This is a genomic window from Streptomyces sp. 3MP-14, assembly GCF_006334905.2.
Lineage (GTDB): Bacteria > Actinomycetota > Actinomycetes > Streptomycetales > Streptomycetaceae > Streptomyces > Streptomyces triticirhizae.
In genome coordinates this window covers 108,991-127,095 of record NZ_VDLZ02000012.1, presented here as the reverse complement: position 1 = coordinate 127,095, position 18,105 = coordinate 108,991, and the positions used below count along the sequence as shown (strand labels likewise).

The window sequence follows — 18,105 nt, the reverse complement described above, 5'->3', positions numbered from 1 at the left end:
CGGGCCCGCCTTCAGGTGAGGATCTTGACGGCGCTCGACCAGTTCAGCCCCAGGCGCTCCTGGACGGCCATGTGGAGGAAGGCGAGGGCCTCCAGCTCCCTGGCCCGGCGCAGCGGGCCCACGTCCAGCGGGTTGAGGCCGCCGGTGCCGGCGAGTTCGGCGACCTTCCGCCTGGCGTCCTCGTCGTCGCCGGCGATCAGCACGTCCAGCGGCAGGCCCTGGACCCTCCCGCCGAGCAGCGGCCCGGCGAAGCAGGTGTTGAACGCCTTCACCACCGGCACCCCGGGGGCCGCCTCGGCCGCGATTCGCTCGGCCGCCGAGGTGCCGGCCGGGACGACGAGGCCGTCGAGGGTGGCGAAGTCGACCGGGTTGCTGATGTCCACCAGCACCGAGCCGGCCAGCGCGGCGCCGTACTCGGCGGCCACCGCGAGCCCGGCGGGGTGGGGCACGGCGAGCACCACCAGGTCGGCGTCCTCGACCGCGATGGCGTCCGAGCCCCGGACGTCCGGGGTCGCGCCCGGCGGTGCGGTGGCGCGCAGCTGGTCGGCGAGGTCGGCGGCCTTCCCCGGCGAGCGGCCGACGAGCCGCACGACATGCTCGCCGGCGAGCGCCCTGGTGGCTATGGAACGGGCCATCGCGCCCGTACCCACGATGGTGACAATCACCCCTTCATGCCAGCACGGCGCCCCGGCCCCCGCATCTCGACCGGGCGCGCCCCGCGGACCCAACTCCGGTCAGCCGCCGTGCCCCTCGCGCCGGCCGCCACCGTGCCCACCACCGTGCCCGCCGTGCCCGCCATGCCCGCCGCCGTGGCCGTCGCGCATCTCGTCGAGGACCTCGGCCAGCACCGCCGGGTGCCCGTGCGCCGGGTCCTTCGCCGAGGTCAGCAGCGTCACCGTGCGGCCCTCGGCGTCCAGCAGGTGCAGCTTCTCCAGCGCGGCGGCCGGCCGCTCGGCGGTCAGCTCGGCCCGGTACCGGCGCCGGAACTCGTCGAAGTTCCCCTCAGGACCGTGGAACCAGTGCCGCAGTTCGGGTGAGGGCGTCAGCTCCTTGGGCCACTCGTCCAGCGGCAGCGCCTCCTTCTTCACCCCCCGTGGCCAAATCCGGTCCACCAGCACCCGCACGCCCTCGTCCCCCGACGGCTCCTCGTACACCCGCCGCAGTCTGATCACGGCAGTCCCCCCTCGACGCCGTGGCCGCCGCCGATCTGGTCGAACGGCGGCGCCGCCCACAGCGCCACGCCGGCGCCCACCGCGAGCAGCACGCCGACGGCGAGCAACAGCCACCACCAGAAACGCTGTTGGGGGGTCATCAGGACAGCCACCTCGGTCCACCCTTCGAAAAGCGAACGAGCGGCCGGCGCCTTCACCGACCGCTCGTCCATGGTGCGCGCCCCTCCGGACCACTTATCGGATATGGGACGCGGGCTGCCGCGCTTCCTCCGATCGGGCGCCCACCGGGGCGGCATCTGGCCGAGCCGGCGCCCGCCCGGGGAGGAACGCCGCCGGCACGGCCGCCAGCAGGATCAGCGCCACCGCCCAGACGTAGGTCCCCCGGAACGCCTCCGCCGTCGCCGCCGGGTCGCCCCCGGTGCCGCCCAGCCGGCCGGCCAGCAGCACCGCCATCACGGCCGAGCCGACGGCCGTCGCCAGCTGGGAGCCGATGTTGACCAGGGTGCTGGCCGCCGGCACGTCCGCCGGGGCGACGGAACGGGTGGCCGCCGTGATGCTGGGCATCATCGTGGCGCCCACGCCGACCCCGAGCACCGCCAGCGAGGTCCGCAGCTGCCATTCGGCCGCCCCCGGCTCGGCGACCGCCGCGAACCAGCCCATCCCCGTCGCCGCCAGCAGCATCCCCGGCAGCACGATCCAGCGCGCCGCCACCCGGTCCACCAGCCGCCCGGCGAGCTGCATGGTGACGCCGGCCGCGAGCCCCAGCTGGATCGTCATCAGCCCCGACTCCATCACCCCGTCCCCGCGCACCAGTTGGAAGTACATCGGGGTCAGCAGCATCGAGCCGAAGTACCCCATGACGAACGGCACCAGGCTCAGCAGCCCCAGCGCCAGCGGCCGGTGCCGCAGCAGCCGCAGGTCCAGCAGCGGCGCGCCGGTGGTGAACGCCCGCCGCAGGAAGCCGAGCACCAGCGCCACGCCCAGCAGCAGCGGCAGCCAGGAGTCGGGGGCGGCGAAGCCGTCGGCCGACTCGTTGGCCCGGGTCAGCCCGAAGATCAACGCGGCGAAGCCGGGCGAGAGCAGCAGCAGCCCCGGCACGTCCAGCCGACGGCCCGGGCTCGGCTCGTCGGCTGGGATGACCCGCGCCGCCAGCACCACGGCCAGCGCGCCGACCGGCACGTTGACCAGGAACATCCACCGCCACGAGACCTCGTCCACCAGCCAGCCGCCGAAGACGGGGCCCAGCGCCGGCGCGACCAGCAGCGAGAGACCGGAGACGCTCATCAACATCCCCTGCCGCCCGCCGGCCGCCGCCGCCCGCAGCACCAGCGACATCCCGACCGGCGTGATCAGGCCACCGCCGAGGCCCTGGAGCGCGCGGAACGCGATCAGCGACTCCGCGTTCCACGCCAGCCCGGAGGCCGCCGAGCCCAGCACGAAGAGCGCGATCGCGCCCAGGTACACCCGCCGCGCCCCGAACCGCCCCATCGCCCAGGGCGCGGCCGGGATCACCGAGGCCAGCGCCAGCACATAGGCCGAGGTGACCCACTGAATGGTGGTGAGCGGGGCGTCGAACTCGCGGGCGAGGGCGTGCAGCGCGACGTTGACGATGGTGGTGTCCATCACGATGGTGAACGAGGCGAGCGCGGTCACCAGGGCTATGGCGACGGGCGAACGCGTTGACGAACGGGCGGGCAGGACGGACATGGGGCGACCCTCTCGGGGGGTTCTGCGATGGTTCGTGGGTGGCGCGGCGGGCTCGGGAACGAACCCGGGAACGGCTGCGGGTACGGCTCAGGCGGCGTACGGGCTGGCGTCGCGCGCCGAGCGCAGCGCCCTGCCCCACCAGACGAGCTGGTCCAGCAGCCCGTCCACGGCCTCGGCGCAGGCCGCCGGGTCGCCGGGGTGGCCCGACTCGTCGAACCAGTTCCACGGGTAGTGGAAGCTGACCGCGCGCCGCACCGTCACCGCGTGCAGCTCGGCGAAGACGCCCCGCAGCTGCTCGACGGCGCGCAGCCCGCCGCCGACCCCGCCGTAGGAGACGAAGCCGACCGGCTTGGCCTGCCACTCGCTGAAGTGCCAGTCGATGAGGTTCTTCAACGCGGCCGGGAAGCTGTGGTTGTACTCGGGGGTGATCACCACGAACGCGTCGGCCGCCGCCAGCCGCCGGGCCGTCGAGGCCAGCGCCTCGGACGCCTCGGACGGAACCTCGCCGCCGCCCCTGGACATGTCCAGCGGCAGCGGGACGTCCGCCAGGTCGAGCCGGTCGACGGTCACGTCGCCGCGCCCGCCGGCTCGCTCCTCGGCGTGCCCGGTGAACCAGTCGGCCACGGTCGGACCGAACCGGCCGTCCCGCACGCTGCCCAGGATCACCGCCAGCCGCAGCGGCCGGTCCGCGTCGTTCCCCGGCTGGGCGTTCGCGTCGACGGCGGCTTCGGCGGACTCGACGGTGGTGGGCTCGGCGGTGGTGGGCTCCGCGATGGACATGGCTGACCTCCAGGAGTTCCTGCGATGACCGGCGCCCGAGCGCCGGATGCCCGACCGGGAACGCCCGGGCACGGCCACAAGCCTGGAATCTCAACCAAACTTGAAGTCAAGTCCCGGCGAGGAACGACCGGCCGGCGCCGGCCCCGACGAGCCGTGTTAGCCAATTGAGTTACCGCTCAGTAGGATGAGCCCTGGGCTATCGTCTAGCCTTCGCAGCCCGCCCGTCCGCAGGTACGAGGAGCCGTCATGCAACTCGCCGCGATCGTCATCTCGTTGACGCTCACCGCGGTCGCCATCGCGCTATTCAGCCGGGCCGCCGTGGAGATCGTCCGCTTCCTGCGCCTGGGCCAGCCGGTGCCGGCGGGGTCGAGGACCGACGACCCGAAGGCCCGCAGCCTCACGCTGGCCAGGGAGTTCCTCGGGCACACCCGGATGAACCGCTGGGCCGTGGTCGGCGTCGCCCACTGGTTCGTGGCGATCGGCTTCCTCACCCTGGCCCTGACGATCGTGCAGGCCTTCGGCCAGCTCTTCCAGGCCGACTGGACGCTCCCGGTGATCGGCGGCTTCCTGCCGTACGAGATGTACATCGAGTTCATCGCCGCGATGACGGTGCTCGGCATCGCCACCCTGATCGTGGTCCGGCTGCTCAGCCTCCCCAGCCGCCCGGGGCGCAAGTCCCGCTTCACCGGCTCGACGCCCTGGCAGGCGTACTTCGTCGAGTACGTGATCCTGATCATCGGCCTGGCGATCCTGACGCTGCGCGGGCTGGAGGGCGCCCTCCACCACGTCGACGGCTACGATCCGGCCTATTTCGTCACCTATCCGCTGGTGGCCGCGTTCGACGGGCTGTCCACCGCCACCCTCCAGAACCTGGTCTACCTGGTCGCGCTGATCAAGCTCGGCACCACCATGGTCTGGGCGATCACCGTCGCGCTCAACACCGACATGGGCGTCGCCTGGCACCGCTTCCTGGCGTTCCCCAACATCTGGTTCAAGCGGAACGCGGACGGCGCCCCCGCCCTCGGCGCGCTGCTGCCGATGACCTCCGGCGGCAAGCCGATCGACTTCGAGACCGTCTTCGACGACGAGGACTCCGAGGAGGAGCCCCAGTTCGGCGTCTCCCAGATCGAGCACTTCTCCTGGAAGGGCCTCCTCGACTTCTCCACCTGCACCGAGTGCGGCCGCTGCCAGTCGCAGTGCCCCGCGTGGAACACCGGCAAGCCCCTCTCCCCCAAGCTGCTGGTGATGTCGCTGCGCGACCACGCGCACGCCAAGGCGCCCTACCTGCTGCCGGCGACCGCCGGCGCCCCGCTCGCCGACGACGCGCTGACCGAAGGGACGCTGTCCGACGCGCCCACGATCCCCGAGCACGAGCGCCCGCTGGTCGGCACCGCCGAGCAGCACGGCGTGATCGACCCGGACGTGCTGTGGTCCTGCACCACCTGCGGCGCCTGCGTCGAGCAGTGCCCGGTGGACATCGAGCACGTGGACCACATCGTCGACATGCGCCGCTACCAGGTGATGATCGAGTCCGCGTTCCCCAGCGAGGCCGGCACCATGCTGAAGAACCTGGAGCGCAAGGGCAACCCGTGGGGCCTGGCCAAGAAGAAGCGCCTGGAGTGGACCAAGGAGGTCGACTTCGAGGTGCCGGTCGTCGGGCAGGACGTGGAGAGCCTCGAAGAGGTCGACTACCTCTACTGGGTCGGCTGCGCCGGCGCCCTGGAGGACCGCGCGAAGAAGACCACCAAGGCGTTCGCCGAGCTGCTGCACATCGCCGGCGTCCGCTTCGCCATCATGGGCGGCGACGAGGCGTGCACCGGCGACTCGGCCCGCCGCCTGGGGAACGAGTTCCTCTTCCAGCAGCTCGGCGAGCAGAACGTCGAGTCCCTGAAGGCCGCCGGCGCCAAGCGGATCGTCGCCACCTGCCCGCACTGCTTCAACACCATCGCCAACGAGTACCCGCAGCTGGGCGGCGAGTTCGAGGTGATCCACCACACCCAGCTGCTCCAGCACCTGATCGACGAGGGCCGGCTGGTCCCGGTCACGCCCGTCGAGGGCCTGATCACCTACCACGACCCGTGCTACCTGGGCCGGCACAACAAGGTCTACACCCCGCCCCGCGAGATCATCGGCCGCGTGCCCGGCCTGCGGAACGAGGAGATGCACCGCCACAAGGAGCGCGGCTTCTGCTGCGGCGCCGGCGGCGCGCGGATGTGGATGGAGGAGCGCATCGGCAAGCGCGTCAACGACGAGCGCGTCGACGAGGCCCTCGCCCTCGACCCGGACATCGTCTCCACGGCCTGCCCGTTCTGCCTGGTCATGCTCAGCGACTCGGTCAACGGCAAGAAGAACGACGGCAAGGCCAGGGAGGAGCTGCGGGTGGTGGACGTGGCGCAGCTGCTCCTGGACTCGGTGCGCACGCCTGGCCCCGCCGAGGAGGCCAGCGACCAGCCGGAGCCGACGCCGGAGCCGACCGGAAGCTGACGGTTCGGGGGATCGCTCCGGGAGAACCCGGAGTGCGGCGCCGCCGGGAGAAGGTACGTTCTAGGGCGTGGCCGGATTCCGAAGGAAGCGCGACGACCAGTACCCGCAGGGCGGTTACCCCTACCAGCCAGGACAGGGCCCCCAGCCCGGGCCCTACCCGGGCAACTCGCCCTATCCGCAGGGCGGTTACCCGCACGACGACTACGCGGACGGCGCCCTGCCCGGCGGCGGCCACGGCAACGACCCGTACGGCGGCGGGGGTTACCCGGGCGACGGCTACGGGGACGGACCGGGGGACGGCTACGCCCCGCCGCAGGGGGCGCCGCAGCCGCCGGCGGGACCGCCGCCGGACCCGCTGCCCTGGCGTCAGCTGCTGACCGGGATCATCTTCCGGCCCAGCCAGACGTTCTGGACGATGCGCGACTACCAGATGTGGTGGCCGGCGCTCATCGTCAGCTTCCTCTACGGGCTGGTGGCGGTCTTCGGCCTCGACGACTCCCGCGAGACCATCCTCGACACCACCGTCTCCAGCCTGATCCCCTACCTCCTGTTCACCGGCGTCGCGATGGTGCTGGGGGCCCTGGTGCTGTCCACCGTGACCCACCACCTGGCGCGCCAGTTCGGCGGGAACGGGCTGTGGGCGCCGACAGCCGGGCTCGGGATGCTGATCATGACGCTCACGGACGTGCCCCGGCTGGCGCTCGCCCTCTTCCTGGGCGGCGGCGACCCGATCGTGCAGGTCCTGGGCTGGGCGACCTGGCTGTACGCGGGGCTGCTCTTCACGATGATGGTCAGCCGCTCGCACGAGATCCCGTGGCCCCGGGCGCTGGCGGCGTCCGCCATCCAACTGCTGGGCGTGCTGATGCTGATCAAGCTGGGCACGCTCTGACGCGACGGCCAAGGGCCGGCGCCGCCTGGCGGAATCCTTTCGATAACCTCGGGGGGTGCTTCTGTCAGACAAGGACATCCGGGCCGAGATCGACGCCGGCCGTATGCGGATCGACCCGTTCGATCCCGCGATGATCCAGCCCTCCAGCATCGATGTCCGACTCGACCGCTACTTCCGGGTGTTCGAGAACCACCGCTACCCGCACATCGACCCCTCGGTCGAACAGCCGGACCTCACGCGGATGATCGAGCCCCCGGGCGAGGAGCCGTTCATCCTGCACCCGGGAGAGTTCGTGCTGGCCTCCACGTACGAGGTGATCACCCTCCCGGAGAACCTGGCGTCCCGCCTGGAGGGCAAGTCCTCCCTCGGGCGGCTGGGCCTCCTCACCCACTCCACGGCCGGCTTCATCGACCCGGGATTCTCCGGGCACGTGACCCTGGAGCTGTCCAACGTGGCGACGCTGCCGATCAAGCTCTGGCCCGGGATGAAGATCGGCCAACTCTGCGTCTTCCAGCTGACCTCCCCGGCCGAGCACCCCTACGGCTCGACCAGCGCCGGCTCCCGCTACCAGGGGCAACGGGGGCCGACGCCGTCCCGCTCATACCTGAACTTCCACCGCACCAGCGTCTGACGCGGACACCGGCACCACACTGCGCAGCCGCGCACAGCGCGGACACCTCAACAACCGCCCGGGCCCGATCCGTTCGCGGCCCAACTGCGGCATGGGAAAGCGCTCGGCACGGAACACGTGCCCCTCAACACAACGAACGACGGTAACGACGGTGGCACCAGACAACGTGGCCTTCTCCCCTGCGTCCTGACAACGCACGCCACCCTAGGCGACCGCCCCACCACCCCCGCGCCGGCACTCCGACGTCTTCGCCACCCGAGGAGATGCGGTACCCTGTACCCGTCGATCGCCCCAGGGGGGCGTCTTCGGCGGGCGTAGTTTAATGGTAGAACATGAGCTTCCCAAGCTCAGAGCGCGAGTTCGATTCTCGTCGCCCGCTCCATCTCATACCCCCAGGTCAGCGACCTGGGGGTTGTTTGCTGAGCGAGGCCGGCATGGGGTCACGTGCCAGATCCGTGCCAAATGGAGCCCCTGGGCGCCCGGGTAGCCGCACTTATGGCTCGTGCGTGACCGTCGGACACCGCTGATATCCGTTTCGCGAGACGCATATTGCATGACGTGCACCACACTCACCTGCACCGCATAGCGGTATACACAGAGACATACCAGGACAATGCCGGGTGCCCAGCGTCCCGAGCATCGGGAAGACCCCTCCTGGCCGCACCACTCCAGAGGCCGTGCCAGATCCGTGCCAGAGCGGGGCGTCGGAGAACGCCCTCACGTCGTGTCGCCATCAGCCTCCGCAGCAGCGAACGGATGCACATAGCCCCGGTCGTCGAACGGAGTGAACCAGTCCTTCGCTCCCATCGGGGCGGTACCCAGATGGGCCAGGCTCGGCTCCTCGTCGGTTCCGTCCATCGCCGGCTGATACAGCCACTCGTGGTCCGTGTCCTCATACACCTGATCGGCGAAGCACTCCCAGGCGACCTTGATCTCCTCGCTCAGCAGGCCGTTGATGTCCACCACGACAAGTGCCTCGTCGAGCAGCAGCCGCAGCAGCAGTTCCTCCGCGACACAGCTCAGCTCGGCGTGGTCGGTGCGCGTGAACTTCTCGATCATCGACACGGCCGCCACGGTGAGCCGTTTGGCGAACAGCGCCGTGTACAGGTGGGCGTATGCCGGGGGCAGCTGCTCCAGCACCATGAACACGCCGTCGCTGTCCGCGACGCTGGTCCCGCTCTCCTCATGCAGCGTCACCACATCCTGGAACAGCTCATCCACCAGGATCTCCGAGGCGTACACCAAGGCGCCCGCAGCCAGTTCGGCGTCATCCCGGCTGACGATCCGCTCCTCCTCGTCGTCGGAGTAACCGAAGCACTCCACGGGAAACGCCTTCAAACGGGGAGCGAGTCCACCGATCTTGCCGCGCATCGCTTCGATCTCCGCCGGGTCAAGCTGGGGAGTATCGACCGGCTTACGGGCCTCCGCGTGGCGCCGCGCCCGCTCCTTCGGGTCAGCGGGCGGAGCGTCCTCTCCACCCGCCGCCTCCAGGCTCCGCTGAGCGAGTTCGGGATGCAGGTCGACCGCGCACTTGGAGATCTGCCACTCGGCCAGCGGCTCGTTCTGCTCCAACAGGTCAGTCACAACCGCCCGCACGGCGTCCTCCGCGAACTCCAGGGCAGGCGCGTCCACGGACACCCCGAGGAGCACACCCTCCGGGTGTGCGCCCACGAAGCAGTCGGCAACCTCCACCTCGACCCCGTCGGGTCCGTCGATCGCCTCCACCGACTCCAGCCCCTTGGCCAGCAGCGATGCCGCACCCTCCCGCTGGAGTTCATCAAGCCCCACGGCCCCCTCGGGGGTCCCCACTTCCACCGTCACCCAGTACGTCACCCCTTCATCGTGCAGCAATCGCCCGTCCGTCGGGACGCGAATCCGGGACGCGGCCCCACGGACCGCATCCCGGATCACCCCACATCCACGCCTGGTCAGGTGCGCCCGTCGGAGTGCCTGCGGACCTCGGCGTCAATGCCGTCGGCGATCTTCCGCTGATGGCGTTCGGTGGAGTGCTGATAGATGAGCTGCGCCCGAGTGGAGGACTGGCCAGCGCGAACCATCAGGTCCTTGAGCTTGGCGCCGGTGTCGGCGGCGAGAGTGTTGCCGGTGTGCCGCAGGTCGTAGAAGCGGAAGCTTTCAGGCAGGCCGACGCCGGCCCGTGCTCGTCGCCAGCGGCGGCCGAACGTGGAGCGGCGGAACGGCGCCCCGCGCTCGCCGACGAAGAGCAGGCCGTCGTCTTCCTTCTGCGCGAACCACTCCAGGTGGCGACGGACGTCGAGGTGGACAAAGCTCGGCAACACGATCTCCCGCCGTCCCGCTCGCGACTTGGGGTTGCCGACCACCCGACGCCCCGTCGTCAGCTCGGGCGCCGCCCGCCGGACCCGCACCACGCCCTGCTCCAGGTCGACGTCGCCGCGTCGGAGTTCCGCGAGTTCCTCGGGGCGAAGGGAGGCGAAGGCGGCCAGCAGGACCATCAGGCGCCAGCGCGGTCCAACGTGGTCGGCGAGGTCGAAGACCTGCTCGACGGTGGCGATCGGCCGTTCCGCCGCTGACTCCTGGCCGGCCCCCTTGATGCGGCACGGATTGCGCCGAATCATGTCGTCCTCGACAGCCGTCTCCATGATGGCCTTCAGCAGCCGGTACGCCTTGGCTTCCGTCGTGGCACCGGTCGTCTCCAAACGCGCCGCACGCCAGGTGCGCACGGCTGCCGGGGTGATCTCGTTCACGAGCACCTCCGCGAACGTCGGCAGGAGATGGACGCGCAGCAAACGCCGATAAAGCTCGGCGGATGTGGCGGCGAGGCCTCGTTCGCCGACCCAGCGCGTCGCGAACTCGCCGAAGGGAACCTCACCCGCGTGCGGGTCGGTCCAGGCGCCCCGGGCGATATCCACCTCGGTTTCGGACAGCCAGAGGTCGGCGTCCGTCTTGGTCGGGAAGGTGTCCGGCGCCTTGCGGATCAACCCGTCTGGTGCGGTGTACCGCGCCTGGAAGCGGCCGGAGGGGAGCTTCCGCACACTGCCGAAGCGCCGCTTGCGCGGCTTGCGGCCCGGCATCAGGCGGCCCTCCGGTATCGGGATCGCTCCGGGCGGCGAATCGGTTCAACGGTGTGGTGCGCGATGAAGTCGCTCAACGCACTCTCTGGAATGCGCACGTGGCGCCCGACTCGGACGAACCTGATGCGGCGCTCGGCTATCAGCCGGCGCGGGAAACGCTCGGTGGTGCCGAGTACCTCTGCGGCTTGGTCGACATTCAGCATTCGCTCAGCCACGCGACACCACCTCCTCGGCGAAGGAACGTGAAAAAGGTATGGGTGTGGTGCGGCAAGAAGTCATGGGTCTCCTCTCAGCGGGCGCAAGGCAAGGCGACCACTGAAGTGGCAGATCGGGATAAGCGGATATCGGTTGGCGGCGTCAAGCCGTGTCGGCTCACGGTGTTCGTAGCACCGTGGCCGAGCGGGCGTGCAGACGTGCCCGCAGGTCAGGCAAGAACGTGGTCGCGGGAGAGCGCTCTTCGGCTCAAGGTCCGCGAGGAAAGAGAGGCAGGGTGCATGGTCGGTCAACGCCCTTCGTCTCAAGGGGCGTCGGAATCTAGCATCCGTTTCACGGCCGCTCCAAGAAGCAGCGACCACGGCAGGATCGAATGCGGTGATTCCGAACTGTCCCGGGTCGCCTCCCAGCATGGCCCATCGCAACTGTTTGGCAGTGCAGTGGTTTTGGGGGTAGTAATGCCCGTGCAGAAAGCCCCCGGTGCTACGAACACCGGGGCCTGAAGCCGGAATACCTTCAACCGCCCATCCCAGGACAGTCACCCACGGCGCCTCGGGTTGCCTCCCGAAATCGCCGAGCGAGGATCTTCCATGACCGAGAATACCGCCCAACCAACCCAGCACGACGCCCCGCCGTCGCCGGGTGCCGCCCTCCTGGACGAACTCCGCGACGTCATCGCCCGCTTCGTCATCCCACCCCACCACCACGCCCTGGACGCCACGGCACTGTGGGTCGCCGCGACCCACCTCCAGGCCGCGTGGCAGCACGCGCCATGCCTGGCCGTCGTCGGCCCGGCGAAGCGCTGTGGCAAGTCCCGGCTGTTGGACATGCTGACCGAGACCGTCCACGCCCCGGTCATCACCGTCAACTCCACACCGGCCGCCGTCTTCCGTTCCATCACCGAGGAACCGCCCACGCTCCTGGTGGACGAGGCCGACACCCTCTTCGGCACCCCCAGGATGGCCGAGAGGAACGAGGAGATGCGCGGTCTGCTCAACGCCGGTCACCAACGCGGCCGTTACGTGCTGCGCGTGATCGGCAACGATCACACTCCGCACCACTTCCCCACCTTCGCGATGACTGCCCTCGCCGGCATCGGCGAGCTGCCTGACACGGTCATGGACCGGTCGATCGTGATCCGGATGCGCCGCCGCGCCTACGGCGAACGCGTCAGCCCCTACCGCACCAGGCGCGACAGCTCCCGCCTGCGCGCCATCCGCGACCGAGTCGCCGCCTGGGCCCGCCCGTTGACCGCCCACGCCCTGGGCCTGGAACCCCAGATGCCCGTCGAGGACCGCGCCGCCGACACCTGGGAACCCCTGATCATCGTCGCCGACCTCGCCGGCGGCCCCTGGGCGGCCCGCGCCCGCGCCGCCTGCGCGCGGATGGTCGCCGACGAGGCACGCGCCGAAGCGGATCACCCCGACAACGCCCGCCTGCTGGCCGACGTCCGCCGCGTCTTCGCTACCGCCGGCGACCCCGACTGCTTCAGCACCGACCAACTCCTCTTCGCCCTCAACAGCGCCCCCGAGGCGCCCTGGGGCGAACACACCCGCACCGGCCTCACCGCCCGCGCCCTCGCCGGGCTGCTGCGCGACTACGACATCCGCTCCGGCAACGTCCGGATGCCCGACCACACCCAGCGCAAGGGCTACGCCCGCGCCAAGTTCACCGACGCCTGGCGCCGCTACTGCCCCACCGTCCACCCTCTCGACGCGACCGCGCCCACCACCTGAACCCGGCCAAGCGGACCAGCCACCCGCCAGGCACCCGTCTTCTGCCGTCCCAGCCGTCCCCACCCCAAAAGCCCAGCTCAGACGGGAAGCCGACAGGACGGCACCCCGTCCCGAGACGGATACCCGCCTGTCCTGGGACCGCCGCCCGGACACATCCGCTGCCGTCCCGGACACCACAACCCGCCACGGTCGTACTCGCCCTGACCTGCGAGAGCAACGGCAAGACGGCCAATACGGCACCTCACGCACCACCCCGAGGACCCATGAACGCCAACACACCCACCGCCACCCGCCGGGACCGCTACGCCATCGTCGGCCTCGGCCTCGCCGGCTGCGCCCTCTCCTACGACGCCCTCGTTCAGATGGCGCTGGCCGCCCACATCCGACCGCCGTTGACCTACCTCTTCCCCATAGTGATCGACGGCTTCATCGCCTACGGTGTCCGCGCCCTCCTCGTCCTGCGCACCGCGCCCGTCCGCCCTCGCCTCTACGGCTGGACGCTGTTCATCGCCGCCACCACCGCCAGCATCTGGGCCAACTGCCGACACGCCATCAACCTCAACCAACCCGGCACCACCACCCTCCGCCTCGACGACACCACCGTCGCCGTCCTCTCCGCCATCGCACCTCTCGCCCTCGCGGGAGCGACCCACCTCCACATCCTCATCAACCGCCACAGCCACCCACCCGCCGCATCACCCTCCATTCCGGCCGACCCGGCCGGCCCGCCCCCAACCGGCCAACCGCCGCTCCCCATTCGGCCGGCCCTGGCCGAAACAGACCGGCCCCACCGCCCCGGCCGCCGCGCCGATGCCTCCATCCCGCACCTCGCCAGCACCATCGCCGCCGCCCACCCCCATGCCGACCACATCACCCGCGCCATGGCCCGCACCGCCATCGAGGCCGCCGGCCTTGCTGCCGGCAACCAACGCATCAAGGAAGCCCTCCACCACCTCCACACCGCCCGCCCCACCCCAGGAAACTGACCATGGCCGCACACCACCAACGCCCACCCGCAACCACCGACGGCGGAGCAAGGTATCCCGTTGGACCGTCCAAGGGCCGGTCCAACGGGGAGTCCTCCGCCCCGGGGGTGGCGGATGAGGGCGGGCGCCGAGGGGCGCCCGAGGGGGAGAGGGCGGGCCCGTCGTCGGTGCGGAGTGCCGCGGAGGAGGCGGCGTTGCGGCGGGTCGCTCGGCGTCGCCGGCGTGAGCCCGTGCGGCGGGCGGAGCGGGTGGATGTCCGGTACAGCGTGGCGGAGAAGCGGGCGATTCTGACGCGGGCCCGGTCGTTGAACATCGCGGGCGCCCATCTGGTGGGCGCGGCGGTGATGGCTTATCTGGACGGCGAGTTGACGCTGCCGGGGCAGCGCACGGCGGTGGACGACCTGGTCGACGAGTTGGCCGCGTTGCGCGCCCAGGTCGCAAGGCTCGGCGGCAACGTCAACCAGATCGCCCGCGCGTTGAACTCCCAGGCCGATCCCCAGCCTGTGGACGCGGTCGTCCTTACCCGCGCCCAACGTCTCCTGGAGACCGTCCACTCCACGATCGCGGCGCTCGACACGGCAGCGCACCGCACCACGGCCGGAAGGCCGACGGCCACGTGATCGCGAAGATCACCCGTGGCGGCGACACCGGGAAGCTGATCGCGTACCTCTACGGCCCTGGCCGAGCCAACGAACACACCGACCCGCACCTGGTCGCCTCCTGGGACGGCTTCGCCCCCGATCCGGGCCGCATCAACAGCACCACTGCCATCGCCGCCAGGAAGCAGCTGGTCAACGCCCTCGACCTGCGCGTCCACCAGGCCGGACAGCGGGCGCCGCGCCGCCACGTGTGGCACTGCTCGATCCGTGCCGCGCCACAGGATCGCCTCCTCACCGACGCCGAGTGGGCGGACATCGCGCGCCGGGTCGTGGCCGCCACCGGCATCGCGCCCGAAGGTGATCCGGACGGCTGCCGCTGGGTTGCCGTCCGCCACGCCGACGACCACATTCACATCGCGGCCACGACCGTGCGGGGCGACCTGCGGCCGGCCCGGCACTGGAACGACTACCTCACCGCCGACCGTGAACTCTCCCGGGTCGAGATCGACTACGCGCTGCGGCGCGTCCCACGCGGCGACCGCACCGCCGCCTCGCGCCCCACCCCGTGCCGAACGCGAGAAGGCCAACCGCGTAGGCCACACGGGCACCGCCCGCGAGCGCCTCCGCACCCTCATCCGCACGGCCATCGCCGCGGCCAGCAGCCCCGAGGAGTTCCTCGCGCTGCTGGCCCACACCTCCGATGTCCTCGTCGAAATCCATCGCCTGCCTTCGGGCGACATTCGTGGCTACAAGGCCGCGCTGCGAGGCGACATCAACGCGGCCGGCCAGCCGGTCTGGTATGCCGGTTCCACCCTCGCCGAGGACCTCTCCTGGCCCCGCATCCGCCAACGCCTCCCCGCAGCGCCGTTCCACGCCCCGGCCTCCTGGCACAGCACCGCCGACACCGTCGAAGGCATTCCGCACCATCTCCACCACGGCCCCGATCCGGCAGCCCAAGCCCACATCAACGCTCTCGGCGAGACCCTCGACCTGCTGCCTCTCCTGGTCCCACCCGCCCTTGGGGCCCAACTCCGGTCCGCAGCAGCGGCCTTCGAACGCGCCACGCGCTCCCGCATCAGGGCCCACCACGACCACGCTCGCGCCCTGCGCACAACCATCCGCGCCCTGCTGCGTCAACCGCCCCCGCCTCCGGGCGACGCGACCTTCGCCATGCTCGTCGACGCGCTCGTCCTCGCCGTCATCGCGGCCCATCATTGGCACCGGTCACGCCAGCACGACCAGCAGGCCGCTGCCGCGCACCAGACCCTCGTTCATCTCCAGGCCGCCTACCGCCAGGCCACCGAGGCGCTTCCCCTGGGCGTCGCGCACCATCGGCCGCCCCAAGCCGCCGCACGCGCCCGGCACCTCTACCACCTCCGCCGCGCCCTCCCGGCTCATGCCCAGCAGATCATCGACGACCCTGCGTTCCCGCACCTCAGCGCCGCGCTCTCCGCTGCCGAAGCCGCGGGCCACGAACTTGACCATCTCCTCCGGCAGGCCACCCACCAGCGCCCCCTCGACTACGCGCACGCCCCCGCACGCCTCCTAACCTGGCGCATCCAACGCCTCATCCCCAGTGCAACCTCAACCCGCCCACACCCCACCCCTCGTCCTCAACAGCCCCGACGCCGCCGCTGAACCAGGCAAGCCTCAACTCCCCGCTCCCGGAGCCCGCTTCGCGTACTCGACGAACGCGCCCCAGGCGTCCCGCCGGGCGGTTACCGTTCCCCTCGCGCGCGCCTTGGTGTCCCTGACCCTGACCTCTCGCACGTCGTTGTCGGCCACCTCGACACAGCTGTCGGACTTCGTGTGGGTGCTGGTGCGCCAGTTGGGTACCACAGGGCTCGCGCAGTTCATGAGGACTTTCCTAGTCGGTCGGCAGTTGGTCGTAGTGGTGGCTCGCCCGAAGGACGAGTTCACGGACGGCGGTGCCGTAGACGGCCGACTGCTGGAGCAGGGCGAACGCCTTGGTGTACATCTCGATCTCGCGGGGCTGGGTGACGGACAACTCGGCCGAGTAGGTCTCGACGAGGACCAGTCGGTCGTCGAACATCGAGAAGGAGTTGCCCGGCCAGATGGCGACCGGTGCCGTCCTGGGGATGATGCCGAGGCTGAGGCGCGGCAGCCGCATCACGGCCAGGAGCCGGTCGAGTTGGCCCTTCATCGTCTCGGGGCCGCCGAAGTTCGTGTACAGCGCCTGTTCGCCGAGGAGGACATTGAAGATCTTCTCGCCTCGGTACAGGTAGCGCTGGCGTTCCAACCGTTTGGCGACGGCTGCCTCGGCGTCGTCGGGGACCTCGTAGAAGCCGACGACCTGGTCGAAGACCGCCGCGGCGTACTCGGAGGTCTGGATCGTTCCCCAGATGACCGTGGGGTGCCAGATGCGGAACACCCTCGTCTTGCCATAGATGGGAATCGCCTGTTGCTGTCGCTGTTCGGCGCCCGTGCGCAGCAACCTGCGCAGGTCGAGCCAGAGTTCGTCCACGTGGCGAACGATCGCGATCAGGTCGCCGAGTTGGTCGTTCTGTCCGGTGGCCTGGCACCAGATCCGGATGTCGTCCTCGCTGGGCCGCTGCCTGCCGTTCTCGATCCGGGAGACCTTCGACTCCTGCCAGGAGGTGGCGCGCGCGAACGCCCGGCCGCTGGTGAATCCGGCGTCCTTGCGGAAGCCGCGCAGCCGGGCGCCGAGCGCCTGAAGTGCCTCTTCTACCTGGGTGGTCACGGGCGGTTCAGGACAGGTGGTAGTCGCGGTGCGGAACGGCGGCGGCCCAGAGCCGGTCCCGCAGGCGGACGCAGGCGGCCACGGTCTCTGGGTCCTGGACCAACCCCGAGCCGAGGACCCGGCCATCGTTGTCGAAGTGGCCGACGGCGAGGAGGCGGTCGTCGAACAGCCACCAGTCGTTGCCTCCCACAGGAAGAGCGAGGCCGGTCGGCAGTCGGTGTCGGGCGAGCCAGCGAATGTCCTCGCCTGCCTCCTCGTTGAAGCGGGTGGTGGCGTGTTCCCAGCGGATGTAGGGGCTGGGCGGCTCGGTGACCACGCGCACCCGCCGGACCGTGCGCCCCTCACTGGTGACGCGTCGTATCAGCCGCGTCCAGGGCGCCATGTAGGAGTAGTCGACGTTCTCACCGCGCAGCCAGCTGGTGAACGGGCTGTCCTCGTCGGGAACGGAGTAGTCGTCCCGCAGCTCCAGGTGGAACGCGTCCCGCTCGAAGCTCTCAAAGAGCTGGTTGCGCTCGGCGCTGGAGATCAGCTCCACGTGGCTCCTCCAGTAGGGCGGTGATCGCGGTCCTGGGGACCTCGACCACGGTCTCGTAGTCCGGGATGTCCATCTGGGCCAGGGCGCCCGGGTCGGTCACCTCACGCCCCTGGACGACGAACGTACCGCCCGGCGTCAGGATCATGATCGGGTCCGCCACTCGCCTGATCTCCCCGGTTGGCAGGCCGTCCTCGGTGAGGTGCTCGAACAGTTCGGTGGGCACCTCCACGGCGGTCTCTCCCTTCCGGAGGTTGAGCCGCATCAAGAGGTCGTTCGCGAAGATCCTCCAGCCCTGGACGAGGTAGGTGTCACGGTCGGTGGCGTACAGGGTCGGGCAGTCGCCGACCGTGGAGTTCTTACCAAGGAACCGTAGCTTCATGGTCGTTCCCCTGTCTGCTGCCTTGCAGAGTTTTGCGCGACACGACGATGGTCGGTTCGGTGTTCGAGGCAGTCAATCGGCTTGCCGCAAACTCGCGCAATCTCCTTGGTGCCTCAACGACGGCCGCTCTACCTTCGATCCCGAACCCGAGCTGCCGAGGCGAACAACCCGCCCCACGGCACCGCCCGAACGAAGGAACCTACCCACGCAGCAACGGAGTCG

The 18,105-nt window shown here is 70.5% G+C and carries 20 protein-coding genes, 1 tRNA gene and 1 pseudogene; 8 read left to right on the top strand and 14 right to left on the bottom strand.

Annotation, left to right across the window (positions count from 1 at the left end; genetic code table 11):
- Positions 1–11: 11 nt before the first annotated feature.
- The 5 genes from FH609_RS20390 to FH609_RS20375 form a co-directional block, all read right to left on the bottom strand.
- Positions 12–665, bottom strand: coding sequence for an NADPH-dependent F420 reductase (locus FH609_RS20390; RefSeq protein WP_139672399.1), 654 nt, complete (start codon positions 663–665; stop codon positions 12–14).
- 69 nt (positions 666–734) lie between these two features.
- Positions 735–1,172: a DUF488 domain-containing protein gene (locus FH609_RS20385; RefSeq protein WP_139672402.1), complete on the bottom strand. Its 438-nt coding sequence runs from the start codon at positions 1,170–1,172 to the stop codon at positions 735–737.
- Positions 1,169–1,312: a hypothetical protein gene (locus FH609_RS31185; RefSeq protein ID WP_193318057.1), complete on the bottom strand. Its 144-nt coding sequence runs from the start codon at positions 1,310–1,312 to the stop codon at positions 1,169–1,171. The genes FH609_RS20385 and FH609_RS31185 overlap by 4 nt, the downstream gene beginning before the upstream one ends.
- Before the next feature lie 94 nt (positions 1,313–1,406).
- Positions 1,407–2,879: a DHA2 family efflux MFS transporter permease subunit gene (locus FH609_RS20380; RefSeq protein ID WP_139672405.1), complete on the bottom strand. Its 1,473-nt coding sequence runs from the start codon at positions 2,877–2,879 to the stop codon at positions 1,407–1,409.
- Positions 2,880–2,966: 87 nt separating this feature from the next.
- Complete coding sequence (locus FH609_RS20375) at positions 2,967–3,659, bottom strand: NADPH-dependent FMN reductase (protein ID WP_139672408.1); 693 nt, start codon at positions 3,657–3,659, stop codon at positions 2,967–2,969.
- A gap of 246 nt (positions 3,660–3,905) precedes the next feature.
- Between FH609_RS20375 and FH609_RS20370 the strand changes: the two genes are divergently transcribed.
- From FH609_RS20370 to dcd, 3 genes are all read left to right on the top strand, one after another.
- Positions 3,906–6,143 carry a (Fe-S)-binding protein gene (locus FH609_RS20370; RefSeq protein ID WP_139672410.1) on the top strand — a complete coding sequence of 746 codons (2,238 nt, stop codon included), beginning with the start codon at positions 3,906–3,908 and terminating at the stop codon, positions 6,141–6,143.
- 67 nt (positions 6,144–6,210) lie between these two features.
- Positions 6,211–7,032, top strand: coding sequence for a Yip1 family protein (locus tag FH609_RS20365; RefSeq protein WP_139672413.1), 822 nt, complete (start codon positions 6,211–6,213; stop codon positions 7,030–7,032).
- A gap of 55 nt (positions 7,033–7,087) precedes the next feature.
- Positions 7,088–7,663: a dCTP deaminase gene (dcd, locus tag FH609_RS20360; RefSeq protein ID WP_139672416.1), complete on the top strand. Its 576-nt coding sequence runs from the start codon at positions 7,088–7,090 to the stop codon at positions 7,661–7,663.
- Here dcd and FH609_RS31820 read toward each other — a convergent pair.
- On the bottom strand, positions 7,631–7,828 hold the full coding sequence (locus tag FH609_RS31820; protein ID WP_122184812.1) for a hypothetical protein: 198 nt from the start codon (positions 7,826–7,828) through the stop codon (positions 7,631–7,633). The genes dcd and FH609_RS31820 overlap by 33 nt on opposite strands.
- Before the next feature lie 143 nt (positions 7,829–7,971).
- Between FH609_RS31820 and FH609_RS20350 the strand changes: the two genes are divergently transcribed.
- Positions 7,972–8,045, top strand: a tRNA-Gly gene (locus FH609_RS20350).
- Between the two features lie 335 nt (positions 8,046–8,380).
- Here FH609_RS20350 and FH609_RS20345 read toward each other — a convergent pair.
- From FH609_RS20345 to FH609_RS20335, 3 genes are all read right to left on the bottom strand, one after another.
- Positions 8,381–9,496 (bottom strand): hypothetical protein, encoded by a 1,116-nt coding sequence (locus FH609_RS20345; protein ID WP_139672419.1) that lies wholly within the window; start codon positions 9,494–9,496, stop codon positions 8,381–8,383.
- A 95-nt stretch (positions 9,497–9,591) separates the two neighbouring features.
- Positions 9,592–10,713, bottom strand: a complete 1,122-nt coding sequence (gene xerC / locus FH609_RS20340) for a tyrosine recombinase XerC (protein WP_139672422.1) — start codon at positions 10,711–10,713, stop codon at positions 9,592–9,594.
- A complete protein-coding gene (locus FH609_RS20335; RefSeq protein ID WP_139672425.1) occupies positions 10,713–10,928 on the bottom strand; it encodes an excisionase family DNA-binding protein in 216 nt (71 codons plus the stop codon). The genes xerC and FH609_RS20335 overlap by 1 nt, the downstream gene beginning before the upstream one ends.
- Positions 10,929–11,516: 588 nt before the next feature.
- Between FH609_RS20335 and FH609_RS20330 the strand changes: the two genes are divergently transcribed.
- The 4 genes and pseudogenes from FH609_RS20330 to FH609_RS32465 all read left to right on the top strand — a co-directional run.
- Positions 11,517–12,662 carry a DUF3631 domain-containing protein gene (locus FH609_RS20330; protein ID WP_139672428.1) on the top strand — a complete coding sequence of 382 codons (1,146 nt, stop codon included), beginning with the start codon at positions 11,517–11,519 and terminating at the stop codon, positions 12,660–12,662.
- A gap of 263 nt (positions 12,663–12,925) precedes the next feature.
- Positions 12,926–13,648 carry a DUF2637 domain-containing protein gene (locus FH609_RS20325; protein WP_139672431.1) on the top strand — a complete coding sequence of 241 codons (723 nt, stop codon included), beginning with the start codon at positions 12,926–12,928 and terminating at the stop codon, positions 13,646–13,648.
- A gap of 266 nt (positions 13,649–13,914) precedes the next feature.
- Positions 13,915–14,268 (top strand): plasmid mobilization relaxosome protein MobC, encoded by a 354-nt coding sequence (gene mobC, locus FH609_RS32310; protein ID WP_319789611.1) that lies wholly within the window; start codon positions 13,915–13,917, stop codon positions 14,266–14,268.
- Positions 14,265–14,702: pseudogene (locus tag FH609_RS32465) on the top strand (relaxase/mobilization nuclease domain-containing protein); the annotation flags it as partial. The gene mobC and the pseudogene FH609_RS32465, both read left to right, overlap by 4 nt.
- Before the next feature lie 769 nt (positions 14,703–15,471).
- Here the strand turns inward: FH609_RS32465 and FH609_RS32460 are convergent.
- The 5 genes from FH609_RS32460 to FH609_RS20295 all read right to left on the bottom strand — a co-directional run bounded on the left by FH609_RS32460 (position 15,472) and on the right by FH609_RS20295 (position 17,883).
- Positions 15,472–15,777, bottom strand: a complete 306-nt coding sequence (locus FH609_RS32460; protein WP_139672437.1) for a hypothetical protein — start codon at positions 15,775–15,777, stop codon at positions 15,472–15,474.
- Between the two features lie 120 nt (positions 15,778–15,897).
- Positions 15,898–16,104: a DUF397 domain-containing protein gene (locus FH609_RS20310; RefSeq protein WP_139672440.1), complete on the bottom strand. Its 207-nt coding sequence runs from the start codon at positions 16,102–16,104 to the stop codon at positions 15,898–15,900.
- A gap of 10 nt (positions 16,105–16,114) precedes the next feature.
- On the bottom strand, positions 16,115–16,969 hold the full coding sequence (locus tag FH609_RS20305) for a helix-turn-helix domain-containing protein (protein WP_226961836.1): 855 nt from the start codon (positions 16,967–16,969) through the stop codon (positions 16,115–16,117).
- A 7-nt stretch (positions 16,970–16,976) separates the two neighbouring features.
- Complete coding sequence (locus FH609_RS20300) at positions 16,977–17,504, bottom strand: DUF6879 family protein (protein ID WP_139672446.1); 528 nt, start codon at positions 17,502–17,504, stop codon at positions 16,977–16,979.
- Complete coding sequence (locus tag FH609_RS20295; RefSeq protein ID WP_139672449.1) at positions 17,464–17,883, bottom strand: hypothetical protein; 420 nt, start codon at positions 17,881–17,883, stop codon at positions 17,464–17,466. Before FH609_RS20295 ends, FH609_RS20300 begins: the two co-directional genes overlap by 41 nt.
- Between the last annotated feature and the right edge of the window lie 222 nt (positions 17,884–18,105).

Excerpts from the sequence above, each read along its gene's own strand:
- FH609_RS31185 (WP_193318057.1), bottom strand. The coding sequence starts at position 1,312 with ATGACCCCCCAACAGCGTTTCTGGTGGTGGCTGTTGCTCGCCGTCGGC.
- FH609_RS20380 (WP_139672405.1), bottom strand. The coding sequence starts at position 2,879 with ATGTCCGTCCTGCCCGCCCGTTCGTCAACGCGTTCGCCCGTCGCCATA.
- FH609_RS20375 (WP_139672408.1), bottom strand. The coding sequence starts at position 3,659 with ATGTCCATCGCGGAGCCCACCACCGCCGAGCCCACCACCGTCGAGTCC.
- FH609_RS20370 (WP_139672410.1), top strand. The coding sequence starts at position 3,906 with ATGCAACTCGCCGCGATCGTCATCTCGTTGACGCTCACCGCGGTCGCC.
- xerC (WP_139672422.1), bottom strand. The coding sequence starts at position 10,713 with ATGCCGGGCCGCAAGCCGCGCAAGCGGCGCTTCGGCAGTGTGCGGAAG.
- FH609_RS20330 (WP_139672428.1), top strand. The coding sequence starts at position 11,517 with ATGACCGAGAATACCGCCCAACCAACCCAGCACGACGCCCCGCCGTCG.
- FH609_RS20325 (WP_139672431.1), top strand. The coding sequence starts at position 12,926 with ATGAACGCCAACACACCCACCGCCACCCGCCGGGACCGCTACGCCATC.
- FH609_RS20310 (WP_139672440.1), bottom strand. The coding sequence starts at position 16,104 with ATGAACTGCGCGAGCCCTGTGGTACCCAACTGGCGCACCAGCACCCAC.
- FH609_RS20295 (WP_139672449.1), bottom strand. The coding sequence starts at position 17,883 with ATGAAGCTACGGTTCCTTGGTAAGAACTCCACGGTCGGCGACTGCCCG.